Origin of the sequence: Devosia sp. LC5 (assembly GCF_000735585.1) — a bacterium.
GTDB lineage: Bacteria > Pseudomonadota > Alphaproteobacteria > Rhizobiales > Devosiaceae > Devosia.
Map to the genome: position 1 here is coordinate 1 of NZ_JNNO01000043.1, position 16,450 is coordinate 16,450.

General features: G+C 61.8%; 16 protein-coding genes. 11 read left to right on the forward strand and 5 right to left on the reverse strand.

The features are described 5' to 3' along the window. Positions 1 to 250: rhomboid family intramembrane serine protease (locus tag FF80_RS16075; protein ID WP_035102461.1), on the forward strand; the 250-nt coding region annotated here is incomplete at its 5' end. A 17-nt stretch (positions 251 to 267) separates the two neighbouring features. Here the strand turns inward: FF80_RS16075 and hisI are convergent. From hisI to folE, 3 genes are all read right to left on the reverse strand, one after another. Further along, entirely contained in the window at positions 268 to 714 is a 447-nt protein-coding gene (gene hisI, locus FF80_RS16080; RefSeq protein ID WP_035102750.1) for a phosphoribosyl-AMP cyclohydrolase, read from the reverse strand. A gap of 39 nt (positions 715 to 753) precedes the next feature. Then, the gene (locus FF80_RS16085) at positions 754 to 1,593 is read right to left on the reverse strand and encodes an AraC family transcriptional regulator (RefSeq protein WP_035102463.1); all 840 of its coding nucleotides are present in this window, start codon (positions 1,591 to 1,593) and stop codon (positions 754 to 756) included. A 344-nt stretch (positions 1,594 to 1,937) separates the two neighbouring features. Next, positions 1,938 to 2,561 carry a GTP cyclohydrolase I FolE gene (folE, locus tag FF80_RS16090; protein ID WP_035102464.1) on the reverse strand — a complete coding sequence of 208 codons (624 nt, stop codon included), beginning with the start codon at positions 2,559 to 2,561 and terminating at the stop codon, positions 1,938 to 1,940. 146 nt (positions 2,562 to 2,707) lie between these two features. Here folE and FF80_RS16095 point away from each other — a divergent pair, with 146 nt between their 5' ends. The 7 genes from FF80_RS16095 to FF80_RS16125 all read left to right on the forward strand — a co-directional run bounded on the left by FF80_RS16095 (position 2,708) and on the right by FF80_RS16125 (position 9,011). Continuing rightward, on the forward strand, positions 2,708 to 3,160 hold the full coding sequence (locus FF80_RS16095) for an iron-sulfur cluster assembly scaffold protein (RefSeq protein WP_035102465.1): 453 nt from the start codon (positions 2,708 to 2,710) through the stop codon (positions 3,158 to 3,160). Next, entirely contained in the window at positions 3,160 to 3,471 is a 312-nt protein-coding gene (gene yidD / locus FF80_RS16100; protein ID WP_035102752.1) for a membrane protein insertion efficiency factor YidD, read from the forward strand. Before FF80_RS16095 ends, yidD begins: the two co-directional genes overlap by 1 nt. A 335-nt stretch (positions 3,472 to 3,806) precedes the next feature. Further along, complete coding sequence (gene thrS, locus FF80_RS16105; RefSeq protein WP_035102466.1) at positions 3,807 to 5,789, forward strand: threonine--tRNA ligase; 1,983 nt, start codon at positions 3,807 to 3,809, stop codon at positions 5,787 to 5,789. Then, complete coding sequence (locus FF80_RS16110) at positions 5,789 to 6,019, forward strand: hypothetical protein (protein WP_035102468.1); 231 nt, start codon at positions 5,789 to 5,791, stop codon at positions 6,017 to 6,019. The genes thrS and FF80_RS16110 overlap by 1 nt, the downstream gene beginning before the upstream one ends. Positions 6,020 to 6,161: 142 nt before the next feature. Next, positions 6,162 to 6,599 carry an alternative ribosome rescue aminoacyl-tRNA hydrolase ArfB gene (gene arfB / locus FF80_RS16115; RefSeq protein ID WP_035102469.1) on the forward strand — a complete coding sequence of 146 codons (438 nt, stop codon included), beginning with the start codon at positions 6,162 to 6,164 and terminating at the stop codon, positions 6,597 to 6,599. Next, positions 6,589 to 7,599, forward strand: coding sequence for an NAD-dependent epimerase/dehydratase family protein (locus FF80_RS16120; protein WP_035102470.1), 1,011 nt, complete (start codon positions 6,589 to 6,591; stop codon positions 7,597 to 7,599). The genes arfB and FF80_RS16120 overlap by 11 nt, the downstream gene beginning before the upstream one ends. A 14-nt stretch (positions 7,600 to 7,613) precedes the next feature. Further along, positions 7,614 to 9,011, forward strand: a complete 1,398-nt coding sequence (locus FF80_RS16125) for a hypothetical protein (RefSeq protein WP_035102754.1) — start codon at positions 7,614 to 7,616, stop codon at positions 9,009 to 9,011. 330 nt (positions 9,012 to 9,341) lie between these two features. On the opposite strand, the gene FF80_RS16130 is transcribed toward FF80_RS16125, so the two are convergent. Together FF80_RS16130 and FF80_RS16135 are read right to left on the reverse strand one after the other, a co-directional pair. Further along, entirely contained in the window at positions 9,342 to 11,126 is a 1,785-nt protein-coding gene (locus tag FF80_RS16130) for a hypothetical protein (RefSeq protein ID WP_160172844.1), read from the reverse strand. A 183-nt stretch (positions 11,127 to 11,309) separates the two neighbouring features. Then, positions 11,310 to 12,098: a sugar transferase gene (locus FF80_RS16135; protein WP_244445803.1), complete on the reverse strand. Its 789-nt coding sequence runs from the start codon at positions 12,096 to 12,098 to the stop codon at positions 11,310 to 11,312. Between the two features lie 426 nt (positions 12,099 to 12,524). Between FF80_RS16135 and FF80_RS16140 the strand changes: the two genes are divergently transcribed. The 3 genes from FF80_RS16140 to FF80_RS16150 all read left to right on the forward strand — a co-directional run bounded on the left by FF80_RS16140 (position 12,525) and on the right by FF80_RS16150 (position 16,440). After that, the gene (locus FF80_RS16140; RefSeq protein ID WP_035102473.1) at positions 12,525 to 14,006 is read left to right on the forward strand and encodes an oligosaccharide flippase family protein; all 1,482 of its coding nucleotides are present in this window, start codon (positions 12,525 to 12,527) and stop codon (positions 14,004 to 14,006) included. Between the two features lie 203 nt (positions 14,007 to 14,209). Continuing rightward, positions 14,210 to 14,986 (forward strand): glucose-1-phosphate cytidylyltransferase, encoded by a 777-nt coding sequence (gene rfbF / locus FF80_RS16145; protein WP_035102475.1) that lies wholly within the window; start codon positions 14,210 to 14,212, stop codon positions 14,984 to 14,986. Positions 14,987 to 15,129: 143 nt separating this feature from the next. Next, positions 15,130 to 16,440, forward strand: coding sequence for an SAF domain-containing protein (locus FF80_RS16150; RefSeq protein WP_035102476.1), 1,311 nt, complete (start codon positions 15,130 to 15,132; stop codon positions 16,438 to 16,440). Positions 16,441 to 16,450 lie beyond the last annotated feature (10 nt).

Below are 16,450 nucleotides of genomic sequence, written 5' to 3' on the forward strand. Positions count from 1 at the left end.
TGGGTGGGTGTCGGCAGCCGTCGAGGCGGGGGAGCGCGTGACGTGGGGGCGGCTGCTGTGCGGGTTTGGCGATGTGATGGCCGGCGCGCGTGCGCGGACATTCAGCATGGTCTGGGTGGCGCGGAATGCGGCGGTGCCGCTGCTGCCGATACTGACGGGGACGTCGATTGGCGTGGCCTGGCAGGCGCATCTGGGCGGGTTTTTCGCCGGGATCTTGCTAGTGGGGGTGTTTGAGCGGAAGGGGCGGTAGGGGCCGGGGCATCCGACCTAGTAAACCTTGGCCGGATCGAATAGTCGCGGCAGGCCGGTGTCCTTGAGCGCGGCGGTTTCGCCTGTCACCTCCACCTGGCGGTAGAAGCAGGATTTCCGGCCGGTGTGGCAGGCGGCGCCGCGGCCGGTTTGTTCGACGGTCAGGACCAGGGCGTCCTGGTCGCAATCGGTGCGCAGGGAGACCAGTTTCTGCAATTCGCCGGAGGTTTCGCCCTTTTTCCAGATCCTGTTGCGAGAGCGGGACCAGTAATGGGCGATGCCGGTCTCCAGCGTCAGGGACAGGGCCTCGGCGTTCATATGGGCGAGCATCAGCACGTCCTTGCTCGAGGCTTCGATGGTGACGACGGTGACCAGGCCCGCAGCGTCGAAGCGCGGGGCGAAGGTGGTGCCTTCTTCCAGTTGCTCGTGGGAGAGGGCGGCGGGATCGGCGAAGGTGATGCTCATGGAGCGGTAAATATACCGCCCCATGGGGTTTTGCCAGCATCAGTCCTTGAGAGCGAACCAGATTTCGATACTGCCGCGGCCGGCAATGGGATCGAATTGGGGGCCGTAATATTCAAAGAAGCTGAAGGGGGCGTCGCTGAGGTCGCGATTGGAGCCTGCCAGCCATTCGGAGGCCGCGCCAATGGTCGAGCGGATGGTGGTGACGTCGCCGTCATGGGTGAAGCGGGCCCAGGTGAGGGCGGGAATGGTGATCTGCTTGAGCTCGGGCTGCACGTCGCTGCCTTCACGGACTTCGACGGCGACCAGATATTCGAAATCGTCGCAGCTTTCGGCCATTTCCCCGATGACGCCATAGGCCACGCCGGGAATGGAGCCCTCGATATTGCCTATATAGGGGTAGAATTGCTGCCATTGGGCGGGAATGCCGGCGGCCTTGTTCATGCCGTGGCGTTGGCCCAGGCCCGCCAGATGCATGCGCGGACGGGATTCGATGCGCGGTTCGGCGACAGTGACGTCTGCGGTGGTGTTCATGCGGTGAGGCTCCACGAGTTGGATGCTGTCCAAACAGCGCCGGCGGCGAAGCTCTTCGGGCGTGATGCCGAACAGATCGCGGAAGGCGCGGGTGAATGCCTCATGCGAGCCATAGCCAGCGTCGAGCGCGACCGAGAGGATATCGGGAGCGCCATCAGCCAGATCTTTTGCCGCTTCAGTGAGCCGCCGAGCCCGAAGATAGGCCGAGACCGAATAGCCGGTGACGAGCGGAAAGGCGCGCGACAGATAGGACTTCGACTTGCCGGTGACCTCGACGATATCGTCGAGCGTCAGCGGCTCGCGGAAGCGGCTTTCGATGACCCAGAGCATTTTGGCGACGGCAGACATTGGCGTACTCGCATTAAGGCCCGATCTGTATGACACGGGCCGCGCAGGCGCATTTGATCGCGCATGCACTGCGGGAGATTAGCCGAATGGTATTGTGGGGGCGAGGATGTGGTGCTGGCCGAGAGGGGCTAGGACTAATCGACATTCAGCCAAAATAGCAGTCCAGCGGCGCTTCACCTCTCCCTTTGGGGGAGAGGTCGGCCCGTTTGGGCCGGGTGAGGGGGCCTTTCTTCGTATAGCATCAAGAAAAAGGCCCCTCACCCCACCCTCTCCCCCAAAGGGAGAGGGGGCGATAGCCCCCAATGCCCCAGCAAAACCCCACCGGGCGTGAACGTCGATTCAGCCTAGCGCTTGCTGACCATGGCGAAGAAGCGGTCTTGTTCGACGCGGTCTTCGGCGAAAACGCCGGTGAAGCGGTGGGTGACCGTGGAGACGCCATGGGCGTGGATGCCGCGCATGGACATGCACATATGTTCGGCTTCGAGCATGACGGCGGCGCCGCGGGGGCCCAGGTTTTCGTTCAGCGCGTCGATGATCTGTGCGGTGAGGTTTTCCTGGGTTTGCAGGCGCCGGGCGAAGACGTCGACGAGGCGGGCGAGCTTGGAAAGGCCCACGACGCCATCGTGCGGCAGGTAGGCGATGTGGGCCTTGCCGACGAAGGGCACCATGTGGTGTTCGCAATGGGAGCTGAAGGGAATGTCGCGGACCAGCACGATATCGTCATAGCCGCCGACTTCCTTGAAGGTGCGGTCGAGGACGGATTTGGGGTCCTGGTCATAGCCTGCATAAAGCTCGCCATAGGCTTTAGCGACGCGACGGGGGGTGTCGAGCAGGCCTTCGCGCGTTGGATCATCACCGGCCCATGCGATCAGCGTGCGAACGGCGGCTTCGGCTTCTTCCCGCGTGGGGCGAACCGGGGCGCTTGCCATTTTGGGCAAGGGAAAGGGCGGTCTGACGCGAGCGTCCATCTGGTCGGCTCCTTGTGGCACCGCGTTGAAAGGCTGCAATAGCAACTTTGGACCAGTGGGACGTGAGCGATGTCCTGACAGCCCGGGTGCGAGCACCTATATAGGAGGCTGGACACAGGCCGACAAGAAACAGAATTGTTCGTTTCATGGAACTCAGCGATCTCTATTCCGATAAAATCCTCGATCTTGCAGGAAATGCCCGCCAGCCGCCGCGGCTGGCTGCGCCGGATGCCAGCGCGCGCAAAACCAGCCGGGTTTGCGGCTCGACCATCGAGGTTGACCTGGTGGTGGCGGACGGGGTGATCGTTGACTACGGGCACGAGATTTCGGCCTGTGCGCTGGGGCAGACTTCGGCCGCCGTGGTGGCGCGCGAGATTGTCGGCACGCCGGTGGATGAGTTCCGTGCAGTGCGGGCGCAGATGCATGCCATGCTCAAGGCGGGTGGTGAACCGCCGGCGGGGAAGTGGAGCGATCTGAAATATCTGGAGCCGGTACGGGACTATACGGCGCGGCATATGTCGACGCTGCTGGTGTTCGATGCGGTGGAGGCGGCGCTGGAAAAGATCGAGCCGGCTGAATCGGTTACGGCCGGATTTTGATGGATCGAGTCATTTCTGGATTCTGGCGCGTGGTGGATTTGCCGTTCAAGATTGCGGCGGTGTTCTTGATCACGGTTTATCGGTACACGCTGTCGGTCTTTGTGGGGCGGACGTGCCGACATTTGCCGACCTGCTCGGAATATACGCGGGACGCGATCTGGCGGTTTGGTTTTTGGCCCGGGGGCTGGATGGGGCTGGCGCGGTTTGTGCGGTGCCGGCCGGGCGGGACGCATGGCTATGATCCGCTGCCTGAGGCGGTGCCGACGGGCGCGCGGTGGTATCGGCCGTGGGGGTATGGGCGGTGGAAGTAGGGCGCTCGCCCTCGTGGTTCGACAGGCTCACCATGAGGTCTACTGTGGTGATCTACATTCCCTCGTCATTGCCCGGCTTGTCCGGGCAATCCATCGTCGGCTTGGTGTGGAGGAGAGGTGGACCACCCGGACGAGCCTGGTGGTGACGACGGAGGGGAGAGCGCTGGGCAGGGGATAGCTCGGTAAACGGAGGTTCCCGCTTTCGCGGGAATGACGCTGTGGAGAAGGTGCCATCGAGTTTTTGAGGCGTCCTGCTGGAAAAGCACTGAATACGTGCTAGACAGGCCGCCTTGTTTGCAAAACGCAGACATGATCCCAATTTCTGGAGACCTAAAATGACGATCAAGGTGACGTTCCCCGACGGTGCAGCTCGCGACTATGCGCGTGGCACCACCGGGACCACCGTGGTCGAGGGTATCTCCAAGAGCCTGGCCAAGAAGACGGTGGCCATGCGCTGGAACGGCGTGCTCAGCGATCTCAGCGATCCGCTGGAGGAAGACGGCCGCATTGAATTTGTCACGCGCGACAGCGGGTCCAAGGATGTGCTGGAGCTGATCCGGCACGACACGGCGCACGTTCTGGCGGAAGCCGTGCAGGAGCTGTGGCCAGACACGCAAGTGACGATCGGCCCGGTGATCGAGAACGGCTTTTATTACGACTTCAAGCGTGAGACGCCGTTTTCGGAAGAGGATTTCCCAGCCATCGAAAAGAAGATGGCCGAAATCATCGACCGGGGTGCGGCCTTCACCAAGGAAATCTGGACGCGTGACCAGGCCAAGGCCTTTTTCAATGCACGGGGCGAGGCCTTCAAGGTCGAGCTGGTCGATGCCATTCCGGCTGACCAGTCGCTCAAGATGTATAAGCAGGGCCAGTGGATCGATCTGTGCCGGGGGCCGCATATGCGCTCGGTCAAGGATATCGGCAATGCGTTCAAGCTGACCAAGGTGGCCGGCGCCTATTGGCGTGGCGACAGCAATAACCCGGTGTTGAGCCGCATTTACGGCACGGCCTTTGCGACCAGGGAAGAGCTGGACGCGTATCTCCACATGGTGGAAGAGGCGGAAAAGCGCGATCACCGCAAGATCGGGCAGGAGATGGACCTGTACCACTTCCAGCCCGAGGCGCAGGGCAGCGTATTCTGGCATCCCAAGGGCTATGTGCTGTTCAACCAGATGGAGGCCTATATCCGCCGGCGGCTTAACTCGTCGGGCTATGTCGAGGTGAAGACGCCGCAGCTGATGAGCTCCAAATTCTGGGAGGCCTCGGGGCATTGGGGCAAGTATCGCGAGAATATGTTCGTGGTGCCTGACGAAGTGCCGGGGACGGAAGAGGAAGGGCCGGTTCTGTCAGGCAAAGGCGACCTGATGGCGCTCAAGCCGATGAATTGCCCGGCCCATATCCAGATCTTCAACCAGGGCATCAAGAGCTACCGCGATCTGCCGTTGCGGATGGCGGAATTTGGCTGCTGCCACCGCAATGAGGCCCATGGTGCGCTGCACGGCCTGATGCGTGTGCGGCAGATGACGCAGGACGACGCGCATATTTTCTGCCGCGAAGACCAGATCCAGGCCGAGACCGAGCATTTCGTGCATCTGCTCTATTCGGTTTACGAGCATATGGGCTTTGCCGATGTGGTCATCAAACTGGCGACGCGGCCGGACAAGTTCGGCGGCACGATCGAGCGCTGGGATGCGGCCGAGAAGGCGCTGGGCGATGCCCTGCGCGCGACCGGCTATGATTTCGAGATCGCGGAAGGCGAGGGGGCGTTTTATGCACCCAAGCTCGAATTCCACCTCAAGGACGCTATCGGGCGCTCCTGGCAGGTGGGGACGCTGCAGCTGGACTATGTGCTGCCCGAGCGGCTGGACGCGACCTATGTCGCCGAAGACGGCTCGCGCCAGTATGCGGTGATGCTGCACCGGGCGATCCTTGGATCGCTGGAGCGGTTTATCGGCATGATGATCGAGAACTATGCCGGGCGCATGCCGATGTGGCTGGCGCCGACCCAGGTTGTGGTGGCGACCATTGTGTCGGAGGCAGATGGCTATGCCGAAAAGCTGGTGCGCCAGCTCAAGGAGGCCGGTATCCGGGCCGAGATCGACACGCGCAACGAGAAGATCAACTACAAGGTGCGCGAGCACTCGGTGGGCAAGGTGCCGCTGATGTTCGTGGTGGGCAAGCGCGAGGCCGAAGAGGGGACCGTGTCGGTTCGCCGGCTCGGGACCGAGGGGCAGAAGGTCATTCCGTTCATGGATGCCCTGGTGGCCCTGATGGCCGAAGCCACCGCGCCCGACCTCAAGGCGAAGGCAGCTGCCTGATGCCGCAGAGGCCGTCTAATCGGGAGATCAAGGCGCTCACTCATTTGGGTGAAGACAATGCACTTGGACCCGGCGACTTTAAAGATATCGGCGAGAAGGTTTTCGCCGGTATGCTCAAGAAGGGCTGGGTCGTGCCGGCGGAAGGGTTGCCCGGGAAATACCGGGCGACCATCAAGGGGCTGACCATCCACGAGGGTGAGATCATCTTTGCGGGGCGGCTGCGCAAATAAGTATACCGAAGGTCCTCGCGAAAGCGGGGACCTTTGTTTGTAGATGTGCAAAAGATAAACAGAGGTTCCCGCTTTCGCGGGAATGACACCGTGGTGGATGTGGGCGTTCGCAGCAGGACGCTCTTGCGGTAGAGTTGAGACAATGCCTGATCCCATCGTCATCACCCGCACTGTGAGCATCGATCCCTCGGAAATCGAGGAGAGTTTCGTGCGCTCGGCGGGGCCGGGCGGGCAGAATGTCAACAAGGTGTCGAGCGCGGTGCAGCTGCGGTTCAACCTTATGGCGTCGCCCAATATTCCCGAGGCGATGAAGCGGCGGGTGGCTGTGCTGGCGGGCAAGAGGCTGACCAAGGATGGCGTTATATTCATTCCCGCCAATGCGTATCGCGACCAGCCGATGAACCGCGCGGATGCGCAGCGGCGGCTGGTGGAATTGCTGGCTTCAGGCGCCTATGCGCCCAAGGCGCGGGTGGCGACGCGGCCGACGCTGGCATCCAAACAGAGGCGGCTGGAGGGCAAGGCCATCCGCTCGAGTACCAAATCCCTCAGAAACAGAAGGCCGGATCTCGATGGAGCCTAAGCGTATCTTCGTAACGGGAACGGCAGGGTTTATCGGGTTTCACCTGGCGCAGCGATTGCTGGGCGATGGGCATGTTGTCACCGGCTATGATGGGGTGACCAGCTATTACGATGTGCGCCTCAAGCGGGCGCGGCTGGCGCTATTGGCGGAGCAGCCCAATTTCACCTTTGTCGAAGCCATGCTGGAGGATGGCGAGCGGCTGAAGCGGGCGCTCAAAGAGAGCGAGGCGCAACTGGTGTTTCACCTCGCGGGGCAGGCGGGGGTGCGCTACAGCATCGATCATCCGCTGAGCTATGTGCAATCCAATCTCGTCGGAACGGGCAATCTGCTGGAGGCGGCGCGAGAGACACCGCCCGAGCATCTGATCTTTGCCTCAACCAGCTCGGTCTATGGGGGCAATACCAAGATGCCCTTTGCCGAAACCGATCGGGCCGATAGCCCGGTGTCGCTCTATGCCGCGACCAAGAAATCGGGCGAGGCCATGGTGCATTCCTATTCCCATCTATGGGGGATCGCGGCGACCAGCGTGCGGTTTTTTACCGTCTATGGGCCGTGGGGGCGGCCGGACATGGCGCTGTTCAAATTCGTTTCGGCGATGCAGCAGGACAAGGCCATCGACATTTATGGCGAAGGCAAGATGCGGCGCGATTTCACCTATGTCGATGATCTGGTCGACGCGCTGGTGCGGCTGGCGGGTACGCCCCCGGTCAAGGGCAAGCCGGTGAAGGGTGACAGTCTTTCGGCGGTGGCGCCTTACCGGGTGGTCAATGTGGCCGGGGGCAAGCCGAGCGAGTTGATGGCGTTTGTCGCGGCGGTGGAGGACGCGATGGGGCGCAAGGCCAGGCACAATATGCTGCCGATGCAGCAGGGCGACGTGGTGGCGACGCAGTCGGATACCGCGCTATTGCATGAACTGATCGGCACGCTGCCGGAGACACCAATCGAAGTGGGCGTGGCGCGGTTTGTCGAGTGGTACCGGCATTATTACGGCGTGAATTGAGTAGCACATTGACTATTTCCAGCCTGAAATTTGGGACGAGCGGGTTGCGCGGTCTGGCTGTGGAGCTGGAGGGGCAGGCGGCGCGGCGGTATGTGGCAGCGTTTTTGCGGCATGCAGGGGCCCTAGGCCTGCTGGGTGGCGGCAAGGTGTTTATCGGGCGGGATTTCCGGCCCTCGAGCCCGGCCATTGCCCGGGATTGCGCGGCGGCGATCGGGTTGTTCGGGCTTGAGGCGGTCGATTGCGGTACGGTGCCGACGCCAGCGCTGGCGCTGCATGCAATGGCGGCAGGATGCTGCGCCATCATGATCACCGGCAGCCATATTCCGGCGGATCGGAACGGGCTGAAATTCTATGTGCCGGGCGGAGAAATCAGCAAGGCGGATGAGGCGGGGATTCTCGCGGCGCTGCGGGATGAGGCTGTGCCGGATGGCGCGGCGGCGATGAGCGATGAATTTGCTCTCGTCGTGGAGCGCTATGTCGCGCGCTATGCCGGCCTGTTGCCGGAAGGGGCGCTGAGGGGGCTACGGGTTGGGGTGTTTGAGCATTCCAGTGTGGCGCGGGATGTGCTGGGGCGGGTGATGCGGCAGGCGGGCGCCGAGGTGGTGAGCCTGGGGCGTACCGATGGTTTCGTGGCGGTGGATACCGAGGCGTTTGGTGATGCGGTGTTTGGCCCGCTCAAGGGGTGGATTGAGAGCGAGAATCTCGATGCCATCGTGTCCTCGGACGGGGATGGGGACCGGCCGCTGCTGATGGACCGCAGGGGCGCATTTGTGCGCGGCGACGTGCTGGGGCTGCTGGCGGCAAAAGTGCTGGGCGCGCGAACGGTGGTGACGCCGGTGACGTCCAATTCGGCGCTGGAGCGGACGGGGTTTTTCGAGACGGTGCTGCGGACCAGGGTGGGGTCGCCCTATGTGATCGAGGCGATGGAAACGGCGGCCGGCGGCGTGGTTGGCTTTGAGGCCAATGGCGGCACGTTTGTGGGCAATGGCATTGTGGTGGATGGGCGCGCGCTGGAGCCGCTGCCGACGCGGGATGCGGTGCTGCCGCTGCTCTGCGCGCTGGGTCTGGCGGCGCGGCGGGGTGTTGGGCTGGATGCAATCGTGGCGGAGCTGCCGCTGCAATATGCGCTGGCAGACCGGCTGCAGGATGTTCCGGCGGAAAAGAGCGGGGCGTTCTTGCGGCGATTGGGGGAGGATCGCGCTTTTGCCGAGGCGTTTTTTGCGCCGCATGGGATTGCGAGCCTGTCGACAATCGATGGGCTGCAGTTCCGCACCCTGTCGGGCGATATGGTGCATTTCCGGGCGTCAGGGAATGCGCCGGAGCTGCGGTGTTATGTGGAGGGCAGCACGCCGGAGGTGGCGCGGGGGCTGTTGGATTGGGGGATGCGAGCGGTGGCGGAGCAGGTGCGGTAGGGGTGTCCGCGATGCTGCATACATCCGGCGTGGGGGACGGCCTTCAGCATGGATTCCGGCCTGCGCCGGAATGACATCGTGGTTGTGGGGAGACGGTGCCCCCGTCAGCATCAGACGCCTGCCTCGGGCTTGACCCGGGGATCGTTCGTGGTGCGTGCCGTGTGTTGAGCGGCCCTCGGGTCGAGCCCGAGGGATGCGGTGGATTTGGGTGGATGTGCGATTTTAACACCTTCGCTCCACTCGCTCGACCTCGTGGTTCAACAGGCTCACCATGAGGTCTTCTGGGACGTCCGAAATGTAAAGGGCCACCTATTGGGTGGCCCTTTGTTATTACTTCGCGACGGCTTCGATGTTGACCTTGCCGATAAGGGAGGCGGGGTCGCTTTCGGCGGCCATGAAGTCGAACAGGCCCAGGCCCGGGTCGGCCTTGGCGGTCATGTCGATAGTAAGCTGCTTGGCGTTGCCGCTGACGAAGCTGTTGATGGCCGCGCCCACTTTCTGGGCTTCGGCGGCGCCGGCGAGAAAGCCGATGACGGTGCCTTCGGCAAGGCCGGCAAAGATCGGGCGCATGGCGGCGGGGTCGGTGCCTTGTTCGGCAGCGACGGTGGCCAGGATAAGGTCGGAGAGGCCGGCATCGGTCACGTCGGCGCGCAGATGGTTGATGGCAAGGTCCATGGCCGCCATCATGGCGGCGTTTTCGTCGAGGCCGAACAGGGCCTCGGTGGCGTTGGTCAGGGTGCCGGTGAGCAGGACCGTGGCCAGATCGGCGCCGGTGAACGAAACCTCGTCAATGTCGATCGTGTTTTCGGCCTCATTCCAGGAGGCATCGACGGTGAAGCCGGCATCGATACTGGTGAGGCCCAGCTCTGCCAATTGACGGATCTGCTCATCATCGCTGTCCGCGGGCAGATCGACGACGATATTGCTCGCTGAGGTCAGCAAATCGGTGGGGATGCCATTGCGATAGACGCCCAGCGTCAGATCGAAGGCCCCGATGCTGGCGGCAATGCGGCCATCGGCATTTTCGGGATCGGGTACGTCCACATCGACAGCGGTGAAGGAGAAGCCGGCGAAGGCGGGGATCAGGGAGCGGGCATTGGCTTCGAGCCAGGCCTGGTCGATGGTTTCGGGGGCCGCCTGCACCACGGCGATGGGGCCGCTGAGATCGCTTTCCTTGATTGCGATCGTGCCCACGCCGACCTTGCCGTCGCCCTCGACGGTGATGTCCAGCCCGGTCAGGGTGATGGCGGGATAGATGCCGGGACGCATGCCGGCCATAGTCATGCCGTCGAGCGAGAAGTTTATGGAGCGATCCTGCTCATCGATGCCGCTACACTCGAATCCGGCAAATTCGGTGGGAGAGGATTCAAAGGCGGTGAACACATCGGCATAAAGATGCATGAGCTTGCCGATGGTCTCGGGCGAGGGTGTTTCGTCCTCATCTTCCATGGCTTCACTGAGGGCAATGAAATCGGCGAAGCTGTAGTTCAACGGGCGTGCCTTGAACTCGGCCGCGGTCATGGCGCCGAAAGTGCAGGACATGTCGGACGCCGCGACAGTGCCGCCCTCGAATTTGAGATCGGTATAGATGGTTTCGAGCTCGGTCTGCCCGGCGGCGTCGACCAGGCCATACATGCCCAGGACGCCCGAAATGTTGAAATTGCTGGCGGAGAAGGGCCCCATATCGGCCGAACCCTTGTCGCCGCTGTCAAAACCGGACCCGGCCAGCTTGACCGAACCGGCGACGCCATCGACGACGTCGCTCAGCACCAGATCGGTGAAGGTGACGACGGCGTCATTGGTTTCTTCGCCAATGGTGGTGGTGACGTTGACCAGGATTTCGGGAATGGTGATGCTGGTGGCACTCAGGCCCGCCAATTCCCCGGCGTGTTCGGTGACATTGCCGCTGAAGATGTCGCGCAGAATGGCTTCATCGAGATTGGAATCGACGGCGTCCACAATGGGGATTTCCACGGTGAATTCGGTGACGGGCGCGGGAGCCGGGGCTGGCGTCTTGACCTTCTGCGCCAAGGCAGTGCCGGCGGGCAGAGCCACGCTCAGCAGGCAGGCGGCGGCCACAGCGCCGAGGCGCTGCCGGGATGTCGGGCTTATCATCATCAATCTTCTCGCGGTTCGTTTGGCGCGCAATCTGCGGCATTGAGCCGATTGCTTCAATAGCCAAAGGAGAGGCGAATTGTCCGTTTTGGGCGGCCAGGCGTCACGACGGCGACACATTCCGGAGGCCCGGGCGGCCTCACCGAGCGCGGCAGATCGCGCCCGGACGAGATTGGAGCGGGATCAGGACCCGGTGCCGCGCAGGAATTCGCGGTGCATGGTGATCAGGATGATGCGCAAATCCAGCAACAGCGAGAAATTCTGGATATAGGCGACATCGTGATCGATCCGGCCGATGGCTTGCTCGCTTTGCGAGGTGGGGCCGCGATAGCCATTGGCCTGCGCCCAGCCGGTGAGACCCGGACGCATATGGCGGCGATAGCTGTAATAGGGCACCAGATGCTCATAGGGCAGGCCAGCGGCCAATTGCCCTTCGACATGAGGACGCGGCCCTACCAGCGACATGTCGCCCCAGAGCACGTTGAGCAATTGGGGAAGCTCGTCAATACTGGTGCGGCGCAGGAACCGGCCGAGCGGCATGACGCGCTCATCCTCGGCCACGGTCTGGTCCACCCCGTCGGTATTGCAGCGCTCCATATACATGGAGCGGAACTTGAGAATCGTGAACGTGCGGCCACCCAGCCCCACGCGTGGCTGGCGGAACAATGCCGGCCCCGGATCGGACAGGCGGATCGCCAGCGTCACCATCAGCAGCAGGGGCAGGAGGAAGGCGAGGGCCAGCAGGGACACGGCAACGTCGAACGCCCGCTTGAGCGTCAGTTCAAACTGACGGCGAGACGTCATCGTCAGATCAGCCGGATACTTGCCCGTCCAGAACGAGGGCAGGCCATTGGCAGACCGCTCGCTCAGGCGCAGGGGAATCTGAGGATAGGGAAGTGCAGGCACGTTATTATTATTTGCAGATGCGGAGTAGTCTTGCAGCAGATGCGGATTGCTACTGTCGAACGACATAGTCTTCACCCTCACGAACCCGCCATGCGCCCGCCGCTGCGGTGGCATTAATAGTCTGTTAATGATCGCATGAGGCTTGAAAGCTGGCAATAGGGGGAGTGCAATGTGAACACTTCGTCATGCCGTTGATGTACTTACGAAAATTTCCTGAACACGCGCAATTGTGTTGCATGAAATCAACATTGTTTGCTGCAATATTTGTCCTTCTGGTCCATTTTTTCTATTTCAGGATCGTAACTAGAGAGAATTTGCTTCTGCATGATTCTGTATTGTGGGTTAACTTCAGTTATGCATTCATCATAAATAAAACTAGGCTTCTTTGCTCATTGGGCGGGTATTTGCTGTGTTTCGTATTTTTGGTCGAGGCTGGATGCTCTTGATCTTGTTGATCCCTGAGTATCGACCGGCTCAGTTTCCGCATCATAGATGAGCTATGCCGAGAAATTTCGCCGGGGCGTCGCATGGTCGACACTGGGGAGTGCCGGCAATAATCTGATCAGCTTCCTGGTTTTTGCCCTGGTGGTTCGGGTCGTCGAACCACGGGTGATCGGCGTGATGGCCGTGGCGCTGATCTTTGTCGATATGGGCAAGATCTTCGTTCACGCGGGAGTTCCCGACCTCATTGTGCGGCAAAAGGTGTGGGACGATGGCTTCGCCATGATGTGCTTCTGGCTGAACCTTGCCGCTGCGGCAGGCTCGGCGCTGCTGGTTGTCGGCATTATCGGGCCGCTGGTCGACGTCTACTTCGCCCAGGGCACCAATGTGGTACTCGCCGTGCTCTCGTCCTGCTTCATCATCGACAGTGTTCGCGTGGTGCCGGAAGCCAGGTTGCGGCGCGATCTGGACTATAAGACCCTGGCCCGCCGCGGCGTGGGTGCCAATGTCCTGTCCGGCATATTGGGCGTGACCATGGCGCTAGCGGGCTGGGGCATCTGGGCGCTGGTTGCCCAGCGGATCTGCAGCTCGTTGCTGACGACGGTCTTTACCCTGGTGGCGGCGCGATGGGTGCCCACCAGCTGGGGCAGCGTGAAGGGATTGTGGGGCGTGATCGGCCATTCGTTTGGGCTGGTCGGCGCGGCGCTGCTGAGACTGCTGTCGGAGCGATTGCCCGACCTCATGCTGGGCCTGGCGCTGGGGCCGGTGCCCGTTGCGGTGTTCCGGGTCGGCTCGCGCGGTTTTGATGCGCTGGTGCAATTGACCATCTACCCGGTGCGATCGACCTCGCTATCGGCCTATGCCCAACGCGCCCATGCCGGGCGGCTTGGGGAGAGCGTGATCACCTCGCTGGCTGTCGTATCCATGCTGACATTTCCGCTGTTTTTTGGCGCGGCCAGCGTGGCGCGACCATTCGTGGTGCTGATCTTTGGCGAGCAATGGCGCAGTTCGGCGGTGATCATGCAGGTCTTGTGCATGGCGAGCCCGCCCTTGCTGCTGGGGGCGATGCTGCAATCGGCGCTGTCGGCCAACCATGACACCAAGCTGATCTTCGGCCTCAACGCGGCGGCGGCGGCCACGACCTTTGTGACATTGCTGGTGAGCGTGCCGCTGTTCGGGTTGGTGGGGGCGACCGTTGCGCTGGCCATTCGCAGCTATTTGGGCATGATCTTCAATATCGCGGTGACCAGCCCGGTGATCGGCATGCGGCCCTGGCCGGTGATCGTCGTGCTGCTGCCGGCACTGGCGGGGAGTGCGGTCATGCTGACTTCGGTGCTGGCGCTCGATCGCTATGCGCTGTCCGGATATCCCGAGATCATCGCGCTGGGTATTTCGGTGGCGTTTGGCGCGGTGCTTTATCTATTGATCATGACAGTAATATTCAGGGAACATACCATGCAATATATGGGGGATTGGCTTGGGAGGTTGCCAAAACTCCCAAAATCAACTTTCACGCGGCTTGTTAATCGTTAAATATGCAATTGATCTTCTAGAAATTACTGTTGTTTTTGTATTGCAATAGCGAGCCGATGCGCTAATTTCTCCTCAAGGGTAAATAGTCCGCAAAGTAGAGTGCACTGCGTTTGGCGAGCCGATGTCTTCGGCGCGGCTGGTTCTGTGCGTTCGCCAATGGGCTGAAAACAAGAACGAAGATTGCGTTGTAAGCGGGTGGGGGCATGAAAGTAGCAGTTCTTGCGGGTGGCTTCGGGACGCGTCTCAGCGAGGAAACCGCCATCCGGCCCAAGCCCATGGTCGATGTGGGCGGCTATCCGATCCTCTGGCACATCATGAAGATCTATGCCCATCACGGGCTGACCGACTTTGTCATCCTGGGGGGATACAAGGTCGAGGTGATCCGCGATTACTTTCTTAATTATCGCGCCAAGCTGACCGATTTTACGGTTTCGCTGCGCAGCGGCGACGTCAAATGGCTGGGCAGGCCGGTCGAAGACTGGACGATCACCGTGCTCGATACCGGCGATGATGCGATGACCGGCGGCCGCTTGCTGGCAGCGCGGGAGTATTTGTCCGATGGCACGTTCTGCCTGACCTATGGCGATGGCGTGAGCGATGTCGATATTCCGGCAGTGATCGCGCAGCATAAACGGCAAAACATGCTCTGTACGCTGAGCGCTGTCACCCAACCGGGGCGCTATGGCGCTCTGCGCCTGCAGGCGGATGGCCTGGTGGAGGGGTTCCGCGAGAAGGGCGACCATGATGGTGGCCTGATCAATGGCGGGTTCTTCGTTTGCGAGCCGGGCGTATTCGACCTGATCGACGGCCCCAAAACGATATGGGAAGCTGAGCCAATGAAGCGGATGATCGACCTGAAAAAGCTCGGTAGCTATCATCACCAAGGCTATTGGCAATCGATGGATTCCCTGCGCGACCGCAAGGTGCTGGAAGATGCCTGGGCGACCGGCAAGGCGCCGTGGAAGGTTTGGGCCGACTGACTTGGGTGAGAGCGGTCTGCAAATGGCGGTCTTCTGCGCTTCCGGTGCTCACGTACTAAAGTACGCTCCGCTCCGGTTCTCAAAAACCACCATTTTCGACTCGCCCTGACCCAAGTCGCTGCGGAACCTAGGGAAGAAGTTGCATGCTTATTGTCGATACAGCGCTGGCCAAGCGGGAGGCCGAGGGACGGCCGATCAAGGTTGGGCTGGTCGGAGCCGGCTTTCAGGGCGCGGGCATTGCGCTGCAGATATTGACGGCGACCAAGGGCATGGTGCTGTGCGCGATTGCCAATCGGCGGATCGAGCCTGCGATTGCCGCCTTTGGGCAGGCAGGGGTTACGCCAAAGGTGGCGCATAGCCCGGCCGAGTTGAACGCTGCGATTACCAGCGGCGTGCCGGTGGTGACCGAGGATGCGGTGGCGCTGGCCGAAGCGGATGGGCTCGATGCCATAATCGAGGTGACCGGCTCTATCGAATATGCGGCGCAGGTGGTGCTGGCGGCGATCGAGAGCGGCAAGCACGCAATCCAGATGAATGCCGAACTGGATGGGACAGTCGGTCCGATCCTCAAGCGGCGGGCTGACGCCAAGGGGGTGGTCTACAGTTTTTCGGATGGCGACCAGCCGGGTGTGCAGATGAACCTGATCCGGTTTGTCGCGGGGCTCGGGGTAAAGCCGGTTTTGGCCGGCAATATCAAGGGATTGCACGATCCCTATCGCAACCCGACGACGCAGAAGGCCTTTGCGGAGAAGTGGGGGCAGAAGCCAGCCATGGTGGCCTCGTTTGCCGATGGCACCAAGATTTCGTTCGAGCAAGCCATTGTTGCCAATGGGACGGGCATGAAGGTGGCACGGCGCGGCATGCTGGGACCGGATTTTTCGGGTGGCGATCCGACAGCGCCGCTCAAGCCGCTGGAAGAAACCGTTGCCGCTTTCAACGCGCATATCGACCCGGCGGGGCCGGGGCTGGTGGACTATGTCGTTGGCGCGCGGCCGGGGCCGGGCGTGTTCGTGCTCGGGGCTATCGAGAACGAGCGGCAGAAGCATTTTCTCAATCTCTACAAGCTCGGCACGGGGCCGTATTACTGCTTCTATACGCCCTATCATCTCTGCCATTTCGAGGTGCCGACCTCGGTGGCGCGGGCTGTGCTATTCAACGATCCGGTGCTGACGCCGGCTGGTGGGCCGAGCGTTGGGGTGATCGCGGTGGCCAAGAAGGACCTGGTGCCAGGCGAGGTCATCGCGGATTTCGGCGGCTATGAAGTCTATGGCGTGGCGGAGAATATCGAGCCGATCCGGGCCGAAAAGCTGCTGCCGATCGGGCTGGCGCTGGGCTGCTCGATTGCCCGGCCGGTGGCCAAGGATACGCCGCTGACCTGGGATGATGTGGTGTTTCCGCAGGGGCGTTTGGTGGACCGGCTTTATGCGGAACAGGAACAAGTCTTCGCGGCATAACTGGAACGAC